This window comes from Plantibacter sp. Mn2098 (genome assembly GCF_049319745.1).
Classification (GTDB): domain Bacteria; phylum Actinomycetota; class Actinomycetes; order Actinomycetales; family Microbacteriaceae; genus Plantibacter.
Map to the genome: position 1 here is coordinate 221119 of NZ_JBMOUH010000008.1, position 16725 is coordinate 237843.

Consider the following 16725-nt stretch of genomic DNA (forward strand, 5'->3'; position numbering starts at 1 on the left):
GCCGGCATCGCTGCCCGTCTCTGAATGCGATCTGGTCAAGTGTGCATTCGATGAGGGCTGGTATGCGTGGGCACGTCCGAGGAGTCTGGTATGTTATGTGATGTCGCGTGCGCTCGACAGTGCCCATGATGCGCCGGACCGATTCGGGTTCGGTCCGTCGCATCGGCCATCGATCGTCGTGACGTCACTGTTCGCAGTGGATCTGTCTGGTGGGAGGGTTCGGGTACTCGCCCACCAGACTTCCGCGCGCACCGGCTGCTCCGGCCGCCCTGCACACTCCGGCCGCCCTGCACACTCGGTCCGCGCAACCCGTTGCCGACCGAGCGCGAGAACCGGCACACGCAAACGCCCGCCGGACCACACAGGTCCGACGGGCGGAAGGCGAAGCAGACTGCGGACTAGCCGACCGTTGCACCGAAGCGCGCTGGCAGCACACCCTTCGAGACGGAACGCAGCTCCGAGACCGACACCGTGAAGACGTCCTGGACCTCGAGGACGGGCTCGGTCGCGCCGGCGTCCGGTGCCGAAGCATCCGTCACACCGATGCGGATGACCGGGTAGCCCCGACCCTCGCACAGGCCGCGGAACTTCACGTCGTCCTCACGGGGGACCGACACGATGACGCGGCCGGTCGACTCCGAGAAGAGCGCCGTCGTGAGGTCGATCTCGTCGCGCTGCAGCAGCTCGCCGAGGAAGATGCGTGCACCGACACCGAAACGCATCACGCTCTCGGCGAGAGCCTGCGCGAGGCCGCCGTCGGAGAGGTCGTGCGCCGAAGCGATGAGCGACTCGTGCGCACCGGCGTGCAGGAGCTCGGCCAGGTCCTTCTCACGGTCGAGGTCCACAGCCGGCGGGAGGCCGCCGAGGTGGTCGTGGATGGTGCCGGCCCAGGCGGAGCCGGACAGCTCTGCCGTGGTCGTGCCGAGGAGGTAGATGTTGTCGCCCTCGTCCTGCCATCCGCTCGGGACGCGGCGGGCGACATCGTCGATGACACCGAGGACGCCCACGACGGGGGTCGGGAAGATCGGGACGTCGCCCGTCTGGTTGTAGAAGGAGACATTGCCACCCGTGACCGGGACGCCCAGCTCGAGGCAGGCATCGGACAGGCCCTCGACGGCCTCCGAGAACTGCCACATGACCTCGGGGTTCTCCGGCGAACCGAAGTTGAGGCAGTCCGTGACGGCTGCGGGGACCGCGCCGGTGACGGCGACGTTGCGGTACGCCTCCGCGAGGGCCAGACGTGCACCCTGACGGGGGTCGAGCTGGCAGTAGCGGCCGTTGGCGTCGGTCGCGATCGCGAATCCGAGGCCGGACTCCTCGTCGACGCGGATCATGCCGCCGTCGTCCGGGAAGGACAGGGCCGTGTTGCCGAGCACGTAGTAGTCGTACTGGTTGGTGATCCAGCTCTTGTCGGCCAGGTTGGCCGAGCCGAGGAGCGAGAGGAACTGGTCCTTGAGCTCTGCGGCGTCGGTGGCGCGGGGGAGGTCCTCGGCTTTGTCTGCCTGCAGGGCGTCGATCCAGGTGGGGTATGCCACCGGGCGGTCGTAGACGGGGCCGTCGACGGCGACCGTCGACGGGTCGACGTTGACGATCTCCTCGCCGTGCCAGTTGATGACCAGGCGGCCGGTGTCGGTGACCTCGCCCAGGACGGACGTCTCGACGTCCCACTTGTCGGTGACGGCGAGGAAGGCGTCCAGCTTGCCCGGCTCCACAACGGCCATCATGCGCTCCTGCGACTCCGACATGAGGATCTCCTCAGGCGTGAGCGAGGGGTCGCGCAGCAGCACGTGCGAGAGCTCGACGAACATGCCGCCGTCGCCGTTCGCGGCCAGCTCGCTCGTGGCGCACGAGATGCCTGCAGCTCCGAGGTCCTGGATGCCCTCGACGAGGCTGTCGCGGTAGAGCTCGAGGCAGCACTCGATGAGCACCTTCTCGGCGAACGGGTCGCCGACCTGCACGGCCGGACGCTTGGTCGGACCGCTCGCGTCGAACGAGTCGGACGCGAGGATCGATGCGCCGCCGATGCCGTCGCCACCCGTGCGTGCACCGAACAGGACGATCTTGTTGCCGACGCCGGACGCGTTGGCGAGGCGGAGGTCCTCGTGGCGGAGCACACCGACCGAGAGCGCGTTGACGAGCGGGTTGCCCTGGTACACCTTGTCGAAGTAGGTCTCGCCGCCGATGTTCGGCAGGCCGAGGCAGTTGCCGTAGGAGGAGATGCCGGCCGTCACACCGTGGACGACACGGGCGGTGTCCGGGTGGTCGATGTCGCCGAAACGCAGCTGGTCCATGATCGCGACGGGGCGTGCGCCCATCGAGATGATGTCGCGGACGATGCCGCCGACACCCGTCGCAGCGCCCTGGAACGGCTCGATGTAGGAGGGGTGGTTGTGGCTCTCCACCTTGAAGGTGACGGCCCAGCCCTCGCCGACGTCGATGACGCCCGCGTTCTCGCCCATGCCGACCATGAGGTTCTTCTTCATCTCCGGCGTGACCTTCTGCCCGAACTGGCGCAGGTACTTCTTGCTGGACTTGTACGAGCAGTGCTCGCTCCACATGACGGAGTACATCGCGAGCTCGCCGCTCGTTGGGCGACGCCCGAGGATCTCGCGGATCTTCGCGTACTCGTCCGCCTTCAGGCCGAGGGCGCCGTACGGCTGCTCACGGTCGGGGGTGGCGATGGCGTTGTCGACGGTGTCGGCGATGTTGGGGGTGGTCGTCACGGGCCAGAACTCCAATGGAAAAAGGGCGGTTGCCGGGCGGTCCAATCCTACCCGGGCGCTGTGGGGGCGCGCTCCCGGCTTGTCGGCCGTCGTCATCGTCCGATCTGTGGGCGAGGGGATGATGGGCCGCGATGCGGCAGACGGCAGAATGGGGCGATGAGCGAAGCGCGCACGACCATGACCGTCCGAGCCGTGCTGTTCGACATGGACGGCACGCTCGTCGATTCGACCGCCGTCGTCGAACAGGTGTGGGGCGAATTCGCGTGGCGACACGGCAACGACCCGGCCGAACTCCTCGCGTACGCGCACGGACGCCGCGCGACCGAGACGATGGCCGTCTTCGGTTCGCCTGGCATCGACATCGATGCGGAGGCCGATGCGCTCATCAAGCGGGAGATCGCGCTCGCGCCCGGGGTGGCGGAGGTGCCGGGCGCTGCCGCGTTCGTGGCATCGCTGCCGGCGGAGTCGATCGCGCTCGTGACGTCGGCGCCCGGCCCGCTCGCCGCCGCGCGGCTGGCGGCTGTGGGCATCCCGACGCCCTCCGTGGTCGTCGCGGCCGAGGACGTCACGATCGGCAAGCCGGATCCGCAGGGGTATCTCGCGGCTGCGACGCGCCTGGGCGTGCGGCCGGAGGACGCCGTGGTGTTCGAGGATGCTGATGCCGGACTGCGCGCCGGGCTCGCCGCCGGCATGCGGGTCGTGGTCGTCGGGGCGTACGAGGGCGACGTCACGTCCGGTCTGCCGCGCATCCGCGACTATCGTGCAGCTGCGGTCGAGCGCGCCGCCGACGGAACGCTGACCATCACGCTCTGAGCTGCCCTGAGCTGAGCTGCTCTGCGCTGAGTTTCCACCTCGTGGGGTGTTCACAATTCCGGAACTCTCACGGAATTCAGGACGAAATAGCCCGTTTTGGGCCGGAAACGTCCTGAATTCTGCAAAAGTTCCGGAATTGTGCACAGACCGTGACGATGTTGATGCCGGGTCCGTCCTATGGGTGACGGTCGAAAACGACTCTCGACGGGCACGTCCATGAGGACGAGACTCGACGCAACGGACAGGAGCACAACATGGCTGGACAGGATGATGCACGGACCGCGGCCGACGCGGTGAAGCACGGCGCAGAATCGGTGCGGACCGGGGCGAGCGATGCTGCGCAAGCGGTCTCGGACGGCGCGCGCGGCGCCCAACGGGCCGCGGCCGACGGCATCGGCGATGCGAAGGACGCAGTGAAGCACGGTGCTGCGGATGTGAAGAGCGCGGTGGGCGACGGCGTCGCCGATGCGAGGCGTGCGGTGGGCGACGGTATTGGTGACGCGAAGGACGCTGTGGAGCACGGCGTCGCCGATGCGAAGCGTGCGGTGAGCGACGGCGTCGACACCGCGAAAGACGCCGTGTCCGACGGCGTGACGGGCGCGAAGAGCGCGGTGAGCGGCGGTGCCGCGGCGGCCGCCGGTGCGGTCAAGGACGGCGTCGACGGTGTTCGCGATGCTGCGAAGAACGCCGTGCACGACGGCCTGCACGCGGCGGAGAACGCCCGGGAGGCGGTCGGCGCAGCGGCCGAGACGGCGGTCGACGACGTGCGTCAGGCAGTGTCGGATGCGGTCGACGATGTGACGGATCGCGTCACCTCGACGGCCGACGCCGCGAAGAGCGCCGTCGAGCAGCAGTATCGCAAGAATCCGGCTGCGACGATCGCCGCCGTGGCAGGCATCGGACTCGCCGTCGTCACCCTCGTGACGCTCATCGCGCGCGCTGCCAAACGCCGCTGACCCTTCCGCGCCCGCTCGTCCGCCCCTCGCTCCCAGCCCGCGAACTGTCACTCCTGGCGGTTCTGACGCCCCGAAACCGGCCACTGCTGCCAGCTCGCGAGCGGGCAGTAGTGGCCAATATGGAGAGCTGTAACCAGCCACGAGTGACAGCTCGCGGGCTGGGAGCGGGGACGGAGGGCCGAGGGACGGACAGACGGCCGAGGGACGGACGACCGGGGCGGAGGACCGGGGGACGGACGACCGCCGACCGGCTACAGGACCTTCGAGAGGAAGGCGCGCGTCCTGGCGTGCTGCGGATTGGCGAGGACCGTGCGCGGATCGCCGGCCTCCACGACGACGCCCTGATCCATAAAGACCAGGGAATCGGCAACCTCGCGTGCGAAGCCCATCTCGTGGGTGACCACGATCATCGTCATGCCGTCGCGCGCGAGCCCCTTCATCACGTCGAGGACGTCCCCGACGAGCTCGGGGTCGAGCGCTGACGTCGGCTCGTCGAACAGCATGAGCTTCGGATCCATCGCGAGCGCCCGAGCGATCGCGACCCGCTGCTGCTGCCCGCCGGACAGATGCCCGGGATACGCGGCCGCCTTGTCCGACAGCCCGACACGGTCGAGGAGTTCCCGTCCGCGCTGCTCCGCCGTCTGCCGCCGGTGCCCCTTCACTTGCATGGGCGCCTCCATGATGTTCTCGAGCGCCGTCATGTGCGGGAACAGGTTGAATCGCTGGAACACCATCCCGATGTCGCGCCGCTGCCGCGCAGCCTCCTTCGGTTTCAGCTCGTACAGTTTGTCGCCGCGCTCGCGGTACCCGATGAGGTCGCCCTCGACGAGCAGTCGGCCCCCATCGACCCGTTCCAGGTGGTTGATGCACCGCAGGAACGTGGACTTCCCCGACCCGGACGGCCCGATGAGGCACATGACCTCGCCGCGTTGCACCGTCAGGGTGATGTCCTTGAGCACGGTGTTCGACCCGAAGTGCTTCACCACCCGCTCCGCGCGCACCATCGGCATCGTCTGGTCGATCATGCTGTTCCTCCAGAGGTCGTGCCCCCAGGCGACGTTCCGCCCGGCGCCCGCGGTTCGGTCGGCACGGAGCCCGTGAGCACCGTGCCGTCGATGCCGGTCGCCCCGTTCGCGATGTCCACCCGCGTCAATCCGCGCGCGAACCGCTTCTCCAGGAAGTACTGGCCCACCATCAGGATCGAGGTGAAGAGCAGGTACCAGAGGGACGCGACGACGAGCAGCGGAATCGGGTTGAACGTCTCCGAGGAGATGTCCCTCGATCTCGTGTACAGGTCCAGGGTGAACGGGACGGCGGTCACGAGCGACGTGGTCTTGAGCATCGAGATCACCTCGTTGCCCGTCGGCGGGATGATGATCCGCATCGACTGCGGCAGGATGACCCGCCGCATCGTCTTCCCCCAGCTCATGCCGAGCGCGGTCGACGCCTCCTCCTGTCCCCGGTCGACCGACAGCAGACCGGCGCGGACGATCTCCGACATGTAGGCGGCCTCATTGAGTGCCAGACCGATGACGGCGATCCAGAAGGTGTTGAGCGCGGCGTCGGTCGGGAGTTGCGCGATCGGCGGCAGGAACGGGAGCCCGATGTTGAGGGTCGGGTAGATCGTCGACAGCAGGCCCCAGAACACGAGCTGCACGTACACGGGGGTCCCGCGGAACAGCCAGACGAACGCCCACGCGATGCTCTTCAGCACCGGGTTCGGCGAGAGCCGCATGATGGCGAGCAGCACACCGAGCGCGATGGCGGCGATCATCGAGTACACCGTCAGCTGCAGCGTGATGAGGGCGGCCATCGTGATGCGGCGGTCGAAGACGTACTTCCCGACCGCCGGCCAGTCGTACGCCGGCCGGAGGGCGGCGTCGTAGACGACAGCCACGACGACCACGATGATGACCACCGCGATGATGTTCCGCCACGGATGGCGGAGCCGCACCACCTTGAGCGGCGGCGGGCCGTCTTGCGCCCCCGACGCCGGTGCGTCCACGGGATCACCCGCGGAGCCGCGACCGGACGCCGGGGCGCTTCGGAACGGGTCGCTCATGGTCAGCTCGTCGCGCCGTTGACGTCGATCTTCGGGATCGCGCCGGACTCGACGCCCCACTTCGTGAGGATCTTCGTGTACGTGCCGTCATCCTGCAGGGACTGCAGCGCCGTCTGGAGCGCCTTGGCGAGGTCGCCGCGGTCCTTCTTGATGGGCATGCTGTAGAGGAACGTGGAGTAGACGTCGCCGGACAGCGCGAGCGCGTCCTTGCTCTGCTGCACGGCGTACTGGACGACGGGGGAGTCCGCGGACATCGCATCGGCGCGGCCGAGGGTCACGGCGGCCGTGGCCTCGTCCTGGGTGTCGTAGCCGAGGGCCTGGATGGCGGGCTTGCCGGCGTCTGTGCAGGCCGTGGACTTGGCCGGGACGTCCTCGAGCGCCTCCGTGGTGCCGTTCTGCACGGCGACCTTCAGCCCACATGCGTTGTCGGGGTCGACGGTCTTGCCCTTCTGCGTCGCCCACTGGATGCCGGCCGTGTAGTAGTCGACCATGTCGACCTGCTGCTGCCGTTCCTTCGTGTCGAAGAAGGAGGACAGGCCAACGTCGTACTTGCCGCCGGTGATGCTCGGGATGATGTTGTCGAACTTCGCGATCTGGTAGTCGGTCGTGAGGCCGAGCTTGCCGGCCATCGCATCGGCCAACTCGATCTCCCACCCGATCGGGTTGCCGTCGGCGTCCTTGAACTCGTTCGGCGCGTAGCTCGCATCGGTGCCGATGATGAGCTTGCCCGCCTTGGTGATCTCATCCGGGAGGAGCGCGGCGGCCGCCTTGTCGACGGAGACCGATGCCGCAGACCCGCTGTCCGTCGGGGTGGCGACCTCGTTGTTGACGCACCCGGTGAGGAGGAGCGCGGTTGCGGCGATGAGGGCTGCTGGAAGCAGATGTCTGGTGCTCATGATGTGGTTCCTTGCTCGATCGGTTGGACGGTGGACAGTGCTTCGACAGGCTCAGCAACCGGGTGGTGCGGCTCGGGTACCGGCACGCCCGGTGTCTGAGCCTGTCGAAGGATGGATGGCTCGGGTGCGGGCACGCCCGGTCCTTGAGCGTGTCGAAGGTTGGGCCAACCCGGTCCCTGAGCCTGTCGAAGGGCCACCAACCCGGACTCGGACGTGCCCGGTCCCTGAGCTTGTCGAAGGGCCGACGACCCCGACTCGGCCGTGAACACCCGTCGCCCGCCCACCCAAGTCCCGAGGGTCCTCGTGCGGTGGATGTCGGCGGCCTGGCCGTCGAACGGGTTCCGGTCGGTGAGCACGAGGTCCGCGACCGCGCCGACCCTGATCGTGCCGGCGTCATCGCGATGGTTCACCCGGTTGGAGCCCGCCGTGTAGGCGGCGATCGCCTCGGTGAGTGTGATCGACTGCGCGGGATTGAGCGGGCGCGGGTTGTGGTCCGGGTCATCCGTCGGGAGGGTGCGGTTGACGGCGACGTGGATGGCCGCCCACGGGTCCGGGGTCGTGACGGGCCAGTCGGAGCCGGCGCACAGCATCGCTCCGGCCCGGATCGCATCGCCGAACGGATACTGCCACGATGCGCGTTCCTCGCCGAGGAGCGGCAGGTTGAGCTCGACCATCTGCGGTTCCCAGGTGGCCCAGAGCGCCTGCGCGTTCATCGTGACGCCGAGCGCCGCGAACCGGGGGACGTCGTCCGGGTGCACGATCTGGACGTGTGCGATGTGGTGGCGGTTGTCCGTGCGTCCGTTCGCTGCGACGGCGACGTCGAAGGCGTCGAGCGACTCGCGGACGGCGCGGTCGCCGATCGCGTGGATGTGGACCTGGAAGCCTGCGGCGTCGAGTCGGGTGACGGCTTCGTCGAGGAGCGCCGGCGGGAGGAAGGAGATGCCGGATTCGACGGGGTGCGGGGCCGGGGGCGAGGCCGGGCTCGCGGGCTGCGGGTCGGCGCTGTCCGGGACCATGAGGTACGGGTCGATCATCGCCGCGGTGCGGTTCTCCGGGATGCCGTCCTGCATGATCTTCACGGTGCTCGCGGTGAAGGAGCCGGCGGTGCCGGTGCCCGCCCCGCCGCCTGCTGCGTCGATCGCTTCCATCCGCCCCGCGATGCGATCCCGCCGGTCGATCAGCTCGTCGATCTGTTCGAGGCCGCGGTCGCGTTCCCACCAGAGCGCCCCGACCACGTGCCCGACGAGCGATCCGTCTGCGACGGCATCGAGGTAGGCGTCGGTCGTGTCCGAGTGGTTGTCCGCCTCGCCGACGATGGCGTCCTGCCAGCCGGTGACCCCGACCGAGTGCAGATATGCCTGGGCGGTGCGGAGGGCCGTCGCGGTGTCCGCGGACGTGTCGGCGGGGACGAGGTGCGCGACGAGTCCACGCGCGCCCTCGTGCAGGGTGCCGCTCGGGCTGCCGTCCCTGGCGCGTTCGATGCGGCCATCGGCAGGGTCGGGGGTGCTGCCGTCGATGCCCGCGATGCGGAGGGCGGCGGTGTTGACCCAGGCGCCGTGGTGGTCGCGGTTCTGCAGGAACACCGGTCGGTCGGGGACGATGCGGTCCAGATCGCTCGCGAGCGGGGTGCCTCCAGGGAAGGCCGACTGCTGCCATCCGCCGCCGATGATCCAGGGCAGATCTGGGTGGGACGCGGCGTAGGCGGTGATCGCGTCGAGGTACTCCGCCGCCGTCCGCTGGGCGGAGAGGTCGCAGCGCATCCGTTCGAGGCCGCCTTCGATCGGGTGGACGTGCGCGTCGACGAATCCGGGCAGCAGGAGACCCGTGCCGATGTCGATGACTCGTGTGTCGTCGCCGATCGAGTCGATGGCGGCCTGATCGAGTGCGGAGATCCGACCGGCGGTGACCGCGACGGCGCCGCGGCGCGGTGGGGAGCATGGTCCATGGAAGATGGTGCCTCCGAGGAAGACCGTGTCCGCACTGCTCGTCATGTCACCTGCTCATCGAGTTGGGAGTTCCCGGTGGTGCCTGTGCTGCTGTGTTGGTGCCTCGGCGTCGTCCTTGGCGTCGCGGCGGTATCGAGAGCATAACTTGAGATATTGCTGCGGATTCGGCCGTCACATCGCGATTTGGCAACGGAATTCGGTTTCCCGTGCTGGTGGCCCCCGAGTGGTGGTCGTCAGGCGCCTTTGTCGAACACCTGTGGTCTAAATGTCCGGCGCGGGTCGGCTTTCATCCCTTGGCGCGATGCGCTCGCGCACGCGCGCCCCTACGCCGCGAGCGCGGGTCCGGTCGGACCCGCGCTCGCGTGAGCGCGATGCGCTCGGTGGGATGGTGTGGTGTGGTGCGGTGGCGCTTGACGCTAGGCGGCAGCCACGGACGCGCCGACAGCCGCGCGCAACCCGTCGACGAGCGGCGTTGTCGGACGGCCGATGAGCTCGGCGAGTTCGCCGTTGACCACGCCGAGCAGACCCTCGCGCGTGTTCGCATCGAGCCCGACGACGAAACCGACCGTCCCAGCATCCAGGCCGGCAGCCTCGAGAGCGGCGGTGTGCTCCTCTGAGCTGAGGTCGCGGTAGGTGATCTCCGTGCCCGCGACCTCCGAGAACGCGGCGGCGAGGTCATCGTGCGACCACGCGACATCGCCAGACAGCTCGAACACCCGACCCTCCAGGCCGTCCGTGATGAGGGCGACGGCCGCCGCCTCCGCGTAGTCGGCACGCGATGCGCTGGAGACGAGGCCGTCGCCGACGCTGCCGATGAACGAACCGGCCTCGACGGCCTGCTGGTACGCGCCGACGTAGTTCTCCGTGTACCAACCGTTGCGGAGGATCGTCGTGGGGACGCCCGATGCCGCCAGCAGTTCCTCGGTCGCCTTGTGCTCCGGGGCGAGGATGAGGGTGGAGGTCGTCGCCTTGGGGGCGCTCGTGTACACGATGCGGGCGACGCCCGCGCGGGCGGCGGCATCGATCACGTTGCGGTGCTGGGGGACGCGGTTGCCGACCTCGGAGCCGGACACGAGGAGCAGGGTGTCGCCGGTCTTGAGCGCCGCATCGATCGTCGACGGGTCTGCGAAGTCGACGTGCGCGGTCGCGACGCCCTTCGCGGCGAGGTCCGCGAGGGCTTCCGTGCGGCGACCGGTCGCGAGGATGCGTCCGGCGTCGACGCCTCGTGCGAGGAGGGCGTCGACGACGCCGCGGCCGAGCTGGCCGGAGGCGCCAGTGACGACGAGGCGTCCGGTGGCCGTGGTGGATTCTGCTGGTGCGTCTGCGGTGTCGAGCGACATGATGTGGGTCCTTTCCCGTGGGTTCGCTTCAACCTAACGCAGACGGATGCTGATACTTCCCGAGGGAGAGTACCCACTTTCAGGTAAGGTACTCACATGTCCATCAGTCTTGCGGATCGGCCCGGTTTCACCGACGGAATTCTTCCTGCAGCGTGCCCGACACGCACCGTGCTCGATCACGTGACGAGCAAATGGGGCGTCCTCGTTCTCCTCGCCCTCTCAGAAGGCACCCTCAGATGGAGTGAGTTGCGACGGGTCGTCGAGGGCATCAGCGAGAAGATGCTCGCGCAGACGCTGCGCACCCTCGAACGCGACGGCATCATCATCCGCACCGCGTACCCGACGATCCCGCCGCACGTCGAGTACCGCCTGAGTGAGCGCGGCGTTGCGCTGAACGCTCACCTCATCCCCCTGATGGCCTGGATCGACGACAACGCCGACGCCATCCTCGCCCCGTAGGCCCGCGAGGGGTCGCAAACGGCTAGTTACGGACCTGTCAACTAGCCATTTGCGACCCCTCGCGGGCTGGGAGGACGACGAAACCTCCGCACCGGAGGGGGCGGAGGTTTCGTGGAAGTCGGGGAGCCGGGGCCCTTCGACAGGCTCAGGGACCGGAGGTTAGACGGCCCTTCGACAGGCTCAGGGACCGGGCCCTCCGACAGGCTCAGGGACCGGGCCCTCCGACAGGCTCAGGGACCGGGTGGCCCTTCGACAGGCTCAGGGACCGGGGCTAGACGGCCTGGAGGGCCTGGACCGCGCTCGTGAAGAAGGCGAGACCGTCGACGCCCGAACGCATGGCTGCGGAGGTGTCCGGACCGAAGCCGGGCTCGATCGCGTGCTCGGGGTGCGGCATCAGACCGACGACGTTGCCGCCCTCGTTCGTGAGGCCGGCGATGTCGTCGAGCGAACCGTTCGGGTTGATCCCCGCGTAGCGGAACGCCACGAGCCCCTCGCCCTCGACGCGCTTGAGCGTCTCTGCGTCGGCGATGTAGCCGCCGTCGGCGTTCTTCAACGGGATGACGATCTCCTGGCCGCGCGTGAACTGGTGCGTCCACGCGGTGTCCGCGTTCTCGACCGTGAGTGCCTGGTCGCGACGGATGAACTGCTGGTGCGCGTTCCGGATGAGACCGCCGGGGAGCAGGTGCGCCTCGACGAGCATCTGGAAGCCGTTGCAGATGCCGAGGACGGGCATGCCCTTCGCGGCGGCGTCCTTGACCTCGGTCATGATGGGCGCGATGGCGGCGATGGCGCCGGCGCGCAGGTAGTCGCCGTAGCTGAAGCCGCCGGGGAGGATGATGGCGTCGACGCCCTGCAGGTCGTGGTCGCCGTGCCACAGGGCGACGGCCTCAGCGCCGGCCATCTTCACCGCGCGCTGGGCGTCGCGGTCGTCGAGGCTGCCCGGGAACGTGACGACGCCGATGCGGGTCGTCATGCTGCGTCGCCCGCTGCTGCGTCCTGGCCGTCCTCTGACGGGTAGTGGATGCCGACGACGTCCTCGATCACCTGGTTGGAGAGGATGTCGACGGCGATCTGCTCGACCGTGGCGCGCACCTCATCGGTGACGGGGCCTTCGACGGTGAGTTCGAATCGCTTGCCGATGCGCACATCGGTGAACTCGGCGTGGCCGAGACGTGCGAGGGCTCCGGCGACGGCCTTACCCTGCGGGTCGAGCAGTTCGGCTTTCGGCATGACTTCTACGACGATGGTCGGCACGGATATCTCTTTCGTTGCGACGCGACGGGGGATGCTCTCACCCTATCCGAATTCAGGAAGAGGTGAGGGCCGAGTGCGTTGCACACTCGGCCCTCGATCGTTCCGGAAATCGGGTGGAATCAGCGGTTCGGGCTGTGGCCGGCACGACGGCCGACGCCGTGGCCCGCGCTACTCCGGCAGCGCCGCATCGGCCTCGTTGGAGTCGCCGGCGACACCGCGCGCGAGCGTGCGGTTGCGGAAGAAGTCCGGCCGCAGCTTCGCCTGGATGAGCATGATCACGATGCCGAGCACGATGATCGTCATCCCCAGGATGAACACGAGGCCCACCCCGCCGATGTTCGATCCGCTGCCGTAGGCCGGGTCCGCGCTCTCGATGATGGTCGTGAAGAACAGCACCGCGAGGATCAGGCCGCCGACGAGCGGGGCGAAGAACTGGAAGAAGAAGTTCCGCACACTCGAGAACCACTGCTTCCGGAAGTACCACACGCACGCGAACGCGGTGAGGCCGTAGTAGAAGCAGATCATCATGCCGAGGGTCGTGATCGTGTCCCACAGGACGTCCTCGGAGATGAAGCGCATCACCGCGTAGAACACGGAGGCGACGACGCTCGAGATGATCGTGGCGTAGCCGGGCGTGAAGAACTTCGGGTGCACCTTCGAGAACTTCGGCGAGATGGCGCCGTAGTGACCCATCGCGAGGAGCGTGCGGGCCGGCGACACGAACGTCGACTGCAGCGACGCGGCGGACGACGACAGCACGGCGATCGACACGAGGATCGCGAGCGGACCGAGGATGGGGCCGGCGAGCGAGAAGAACACGTTGCCCTGGATCGCCTCGTTGCCGAGACCGACCTCGCCCTTCCCGACGCCCGCGTAGTTGATGAGTGCGACCGAGAGGAACAGGTACAGGACCACGATGATGAGCACGGTCGCGGTTGCGGCCTTGCCTGGAGTGGAGCTCGACCCCTTGGTCTCCTCGGACATCGTGAGCGTGACGTCCCAACCCCAGAAGATGAAGATCGAGAGCGAGAGGCCGGCGGCGAAGGCGCTGAACGAGCCGACCGCGAACGGGTTGAACCAGTCGAGCGAGATCGCCGTGGCGTCGAACGCGTTGCCGGCGGCGACATGGGTGAACGCGACGATGCCGAAGAACACCATCACGAGCAGCTGGAAGCCGACGAGCACGTACTGCAGCTTCTGCGTCGTCTGCATGTCGCGGTAGGAGATGAGCGTCGCACCCAACATAAACGCCAGACAGGTGATGACGTTGATGAACGGATTGCGGGTGAGATCCGCGATGCCGGGGTTCTGGAAGATCTGCGACAGCATCAGGTAGAAGAAGTCGACGGCGATGCCCGCGAGGTTCGACAGCACGACGATCGTCGCCGCGATGAGCCCCCAGCCGGCCATCCAGCCGATCCACGGGCCGAACGCCCGCGTCGCCCACGTGAACGAGGTGCCGCTGTCCGGCATCCGGCTGTTGAGCTCCCGGTAGCCGAAGGCGACGAGGAGCATCGGGATGAAGCCGACGAGGAAGATCGCCGGCACGTGCGTGCCGACCTGCGCGACCGTCGGCCCGAGGGCTCCCGTGAGCGTGTACGCCGGGGCGATGCACGAGATGCCGATGACGATCGCGCCGATGAGGCCGACCGTGCCGGCGCCGAGGCCCTTCTTGGAGAGGGCGCCCGTCGCGGTCGTCTCGGGGTGGGCGATGTCGCGGGGTGGGGTGGTTTCTGGAGGAGTCATGATGCGTCTCCGATGCTCAGCACGGAGTGTCGCGGCACGACCACCATGGGAACGGGAAGCTCACGCAGCATCTTCGCTGCCGTTGAGCCGAGGAAGAGGTGTTTCGGTTGGGCCAGACGGCTGGAGCCGACCAGGACGATCTCACCCGGATCCCAGTCGAGGCTGACGACGGCGTCCTCGACCCGGCCGCCCGTGGCGATCTCGGTCGTGACGGTGAGGTCGGACGGCAGGTGCTCGCCCGCGTACTCGAGAACCTCCTGCGCGTGCGCAGCGGCCCTGGCGAGCGCATCCGGGTGCTGTGCGCCCTCCGGCTGGTCGATGGCGACGAGTGAGACAAGCCGGAGCGGGATGCCGGCGGTCCTGGCGGCGAGGATCCCGGCGTCCAGGAGTTCGTCGGCGCCGGCCCTCGTGCCGACCGCGCAGGTGATGCGGGTGAGCGATGGGCCGCCGGTGGCATCGGTCGCGATGTCGCGGGTGCCGTCAGGTGCGAGGGCGACTGGGACGACGGCAGAGTGCAGGAGGGTGCTCGCGACGCTGCCGAGGGAGAAGCGGCCGAGGAGGCCTCCTCGCGCAGCACCGATCACGATGAGCGAGCCCTCGAGGATCTTCGACGCTTCGAGCAGGCCCTCTGCGAAGGACTCCGCATACACGAGGTGCGACTTGGCCTTGAGGTCCTTCGGCACCGAGGCGAGAGCCTCCTGCAGCCAGCCGTCCGCGGTCTCCCGGAGGAACCGCTCGTAGCCGGGGTCTGCCGGGACGAGGGTCGGGCGCTCCTCGTTCGAGAGGACGAGGACCACGTCCAGGCGGGCCTTCGCAGCCCTGGCGAGGCGGACCCCGAGGGCGAGCGCGTCGCGCCCGGCCGGGGTATCGGTGTATCCAACGATGTATCTCATCTGGTGTTCGCTTTCGATCGGGTGCGACCCTTCGACGGGCTCAGGGACCGGGGGAGCGTGGTGCACGGCGGTGTGCGGGTGGCCCTTCGACGAGCTCAGGGACCGTGGTGTGCCCTTCGACAGGCTCAGGGACCGAAGTCCCGGTCACTGAGCCTGTCGAAGTGTGGTGCCGATCAGGAAGCGCTGTGACGCTCGATGATCGCAGCCGCAGTCGCCGCGCCGATGCGGATCGCGCCATCGACGTGCTGGTACCCCTCTGAGGCGAGGTCGCTCGTGGACCAGTAAATCGGTCCGACGGGTGTCTTCTGCATCGCGCCGTAGCGTGACAGACCGCCGAGGTCGAAGCTCGCCGCATACGCGCCGCGCGTCCACTCCTCGCTGCCCCAGTCGCTCTCGTAGTAGACGAACGGGCTGAGGGCCTGCTCGCCGTAGTAGTGCGAGAGCGAGGTGAGGATGCGCTCGCGGCGCTCCTCGGCGGAGAGCTTGAAGACGGCATCGGCCTTCTCGTCCGAGACGAAGCCGACGAGGGTGCCGCGCGGGTCCTCGTGGTTCGTGTTGTCGTACGCCTCGTGGACGAGCTCGTACGGGCTGAACGCCGTGCCGGAGAGGCCGGCCTCGCGCCAGAACGGCGTCTCGTAGACCGCGTGCACCTTGATGACGAGGCCCAACGACATGTGCTGGTGCATCTGGTGGCTGAGGCGGGGCAGCGGCGGCTGGTAGTCGATGCGCGTGTACAGGTTCGGCGGGACGGCCACGATGACGTACTTCGCGTTGACCGTGATGCCGTCGGCCTCGGCCGAGACGCCCTGGTCGGACCATTCGAGGCGGCGCACGGGCGAGTTCAGGTGCACGTCGTCGCCGAGCGCCTCGGCGAGCTTGAGCGGCACCTGCTGGAGGCCGCCGACGACCCGCTTGTCGAGGATGAAGTCCGCATCGACCAGGTGCGTGAAACTGCCGGCAGATGCTGCCATCAGCAGCGCCTGCAGAGCGGAGAAGGAGTGCGAAGGCTTCGTCAGCATCGCCTCGGCGATGAACAGGGCGATGTTGTCGCGGGCCTCGACGTCGTCGGTCTGCTCGGCGAGCCACGCGCTCCAGGAGATCGAGTCGAGCTCCTTCGCGCGCGGGTGCGCCCACGGCTCCTCGACGCCCACCTCGGCGACGAGCACGTCGAGGAGGTCGATGAGACGCTCCATCTCACGCTGCGTCGACGCCTCGACGGGGAAGATGTCGCCCGTGAACCGCGTCAGCGCGCCCTCGGCGTTGATGTACACGCTGTCGCCCTCGCGGTACCGCGAGTACGTGTCGAGGCCGAGCTCTGCGAGCGTCTCGATGAGCGCGGTCTGGTCGGGGGAGACCCACTGGCCGCCGATCTCCAGCATCGCGCCGTCGATGTCGTCGGTCCAGAGGCGGCCGCCCACGCGGTCGCGTGCTTCGAGGACGGCGACCGACAGGCCGGCGGCTCGCAGCTTCGTTGCGGCCGTGAGGCCGGAGGCGCCGGCGCCGATGATGACGACGTCGCGTTCGAGTGCGGTCATGGTGTGTGCTTCCTTCGTTGAAGTGGTGTTGCGTGGGCCCTTCGACCCTTCGACAGGCTCAGGGACCGGGTGGAGCGGGATGAGGTTGTGGTCCGGTCACTG

At 68.4% G+C, this 16725-nt stretch carries 14 protein-coding genes; 3 read left to right on the plus strand and 11 right to left on the minus strand.

Annotation, left to right across the window (positions count from 1 at the left end; genetic code table 11):
- Positions 1-398: 398 nt before the first annotated feature.
- Entirely contained in the window at positions 399-2723 is a 2325-nt protein-coding gene (gene purL / locus ACL9RL_RS14025) for a phosphoribosylformylglycinamidine synthase subunit PurL (protein ID WP_422780883.1), read from the minus strand.
- Between the two features lie 156 nt (positions 2724-2879).
- Here purL and ACL9RL_RS14030 point away from each other — a divergent pair, with 156 nt between their 5' ends.
- Both ACL9RL_RS14030 and ACL9RL_RS14035 read left to right on the plus strand, forming a co-directional pair.
- On the plus strand, positions 2880-3536 hold the full coding sequence (locus ACL9RL_RS14030; protein ID WP_422780884.1) for an HAD-IA family hydrolase: 657 nt from the start codon (positions 2880-2882) through the stop codon (positions 3534-3536).
- 254 nt (positions 3537-3790) lie between these two features.
- Positions 3791-4492 (plus strand): hypothetical protein, encoded by a 702-nt coding sequence (locus tag ACL9RL_RS14035; protein ID WP_422780885.1) that lies wholly within the window; start codon positions 3791-3793, stop codon positions 4490-4492.
- A gap of 251 nt (positions 4493-4743) precedes the next feature.
- Here the strand turns inward: ACL9RL_RS14035 and ACL9RL_RS14040 are convergent, their stop codons facing one another.
- The 5 genes from ACL9RL_RS14040 to ACL9RL_RS14060 form a co-directional block, all read right to left on the minus strand.
- A complete protein-coding gene (locus tag ACL9RL_RS14040; RefSeq protein WP_422780886.1) occupies positions 4744-5517 on the minus strand; it encodes an amino acid ABC transporter ATP-binding protein in 774 nt (257 codons plus the stop codon).
- Positions 5514-6554: an amino acid ABC transporter permease gene (locus tag ACL9RL_RS14045; RefSeq protein ID WP_422780887.1), complete on the minus strand. Its 1041-nt coding sequence runs from the start codon at positions 6552-6554 to the stop codon at positions 5514-5516. Before ACL9RL_RS14045 ends, ACL9RL_RS14040 begins: the two co-directional genes overlap by 4 nt.
- A 2-nt stretch (positions 6555-6556) precedes the next feature.
- Complete coding sequence (locus ACL9RL_RS14050; protein ID WP_422780888.1) at positions 6557-7450, minus strand: ABC transporter substrate-binding protein; 894 nt, start codon at positions 7448-7450, stop codon at positions 6557-6559.
- Positions 7447-9441 (minus strand): amidohydrolase, encoded by a 1995-nt coding sequence (locus ACL9RL_RS14055; RefSeq protein ID WP_422780889.1) that lies wholly within the window; start codon positions 9439-9441, stop codon positions 7447-7449. Before ACL9RL_RS14055 ends, ACL9RL_RS14050 begins: the two co-directional genes overlap by 4 nt.
- A gap of 371 nt (positions 9442-9812) precedes the next feature.
- Positions 9813-10736 (minus strand): SDR family oxidoreductase, encoded by a 924-nt coding sequence (locus ACL9RL_RS14060; RefSeq protein ID WP_422780890.1) that lies wholly within the window; start codon positions 10734-10736, stop codon positions 9813-9815.
- Between the two features lie 96 nt (positions 10737-10832).
- Between ACL9RL_RS14060 and ACL9RL_RS14065 the strand changes: the two genes are divergently transcribed.
- Positions 10833-11195: a winged helix-turn-helix transcriptional regulator gene (locus ACL9RL_RS14065; RefSeq protein WP_422780891.1), complete on the plus strand. Its 363-nt coding sequence runs from the start codon at positions 10833-10835 to the stop codon at positions 11193-11195.
- 271 nt (positions 11196-11466) lie between these two features.
- On the opposite strand, the gene purQ is transcribed toward ACL9RL_RS14065, so the two are convergent.
- From purQ to ACL9RL_RS14090, 5 genes are all read right to left on the minus strand, one after another.
- Positions 11467-12168: a phosphoribosylformylglycinamidine synthase subunit PurQ gene (gene purQ / locus ACL9RL_RS14070; protein WP_422780892.1), complete on the minus strand. Its 702-nt coding sequence runs from the start codon at positions 12166-12168 to the stop codon at positions 11467-11469.
- On the minus strand, positions 12165-12449 hold the full coding sequence (gene purS, locus ACL9RL_RS14075; RefSeq protein WP_422780893.1) for a phosphoribosylformylglycinamidine synthase subunit PurS: 285 nt from the start codon (positions 12447-12449) through the stop codon (positions 12165-12167). Before purS ends, purQ begins: the two co-directional genes overlap by 4 nt.
- A gap of 168 nt (positions 12450-12617) precedes the next feature.
- On the minus strand, positions 12618-14195 hold the full coding sequence (locus ACL9RL_RS14080; RefSeq protein WP_422780894.1) for an APC family permease: 1578 nt from the start codon (positions 14193-14195) through the stop codon (positions 12618-12620).
- Positions 14192-15088 carry a universal stress protein gene (locus tag ACL9RL_RS14085; RefSeq protein WP_422780895.1) on the minus strand — a complete coding sequence of 299 codons (897 nt, stop codon included), beginning with the start codon at positions 15086-15088 and terminating at the stop codon, positions 14192-14194. The genes ACL9RL_RS14080 and ACL9RL_RS14085 overlap by 4 nt, the downstream gene beginning before the upstream one ends.
- 173 nt (positions 15089-15261) lie before the next feature.
- Complete coding sequence (locus ACL9RL_RS14090) at positions 15262-16704, minus strand: flavin monoamine oxidase family protein (RefSeq protein ID WP_422780945.1); 1443 nt, start codon at positions 16702-16704, stop codon at positions 15262-15264.
- Between the last annotated feature and the right edge of the window lie 21 nt (positions 16705-16725).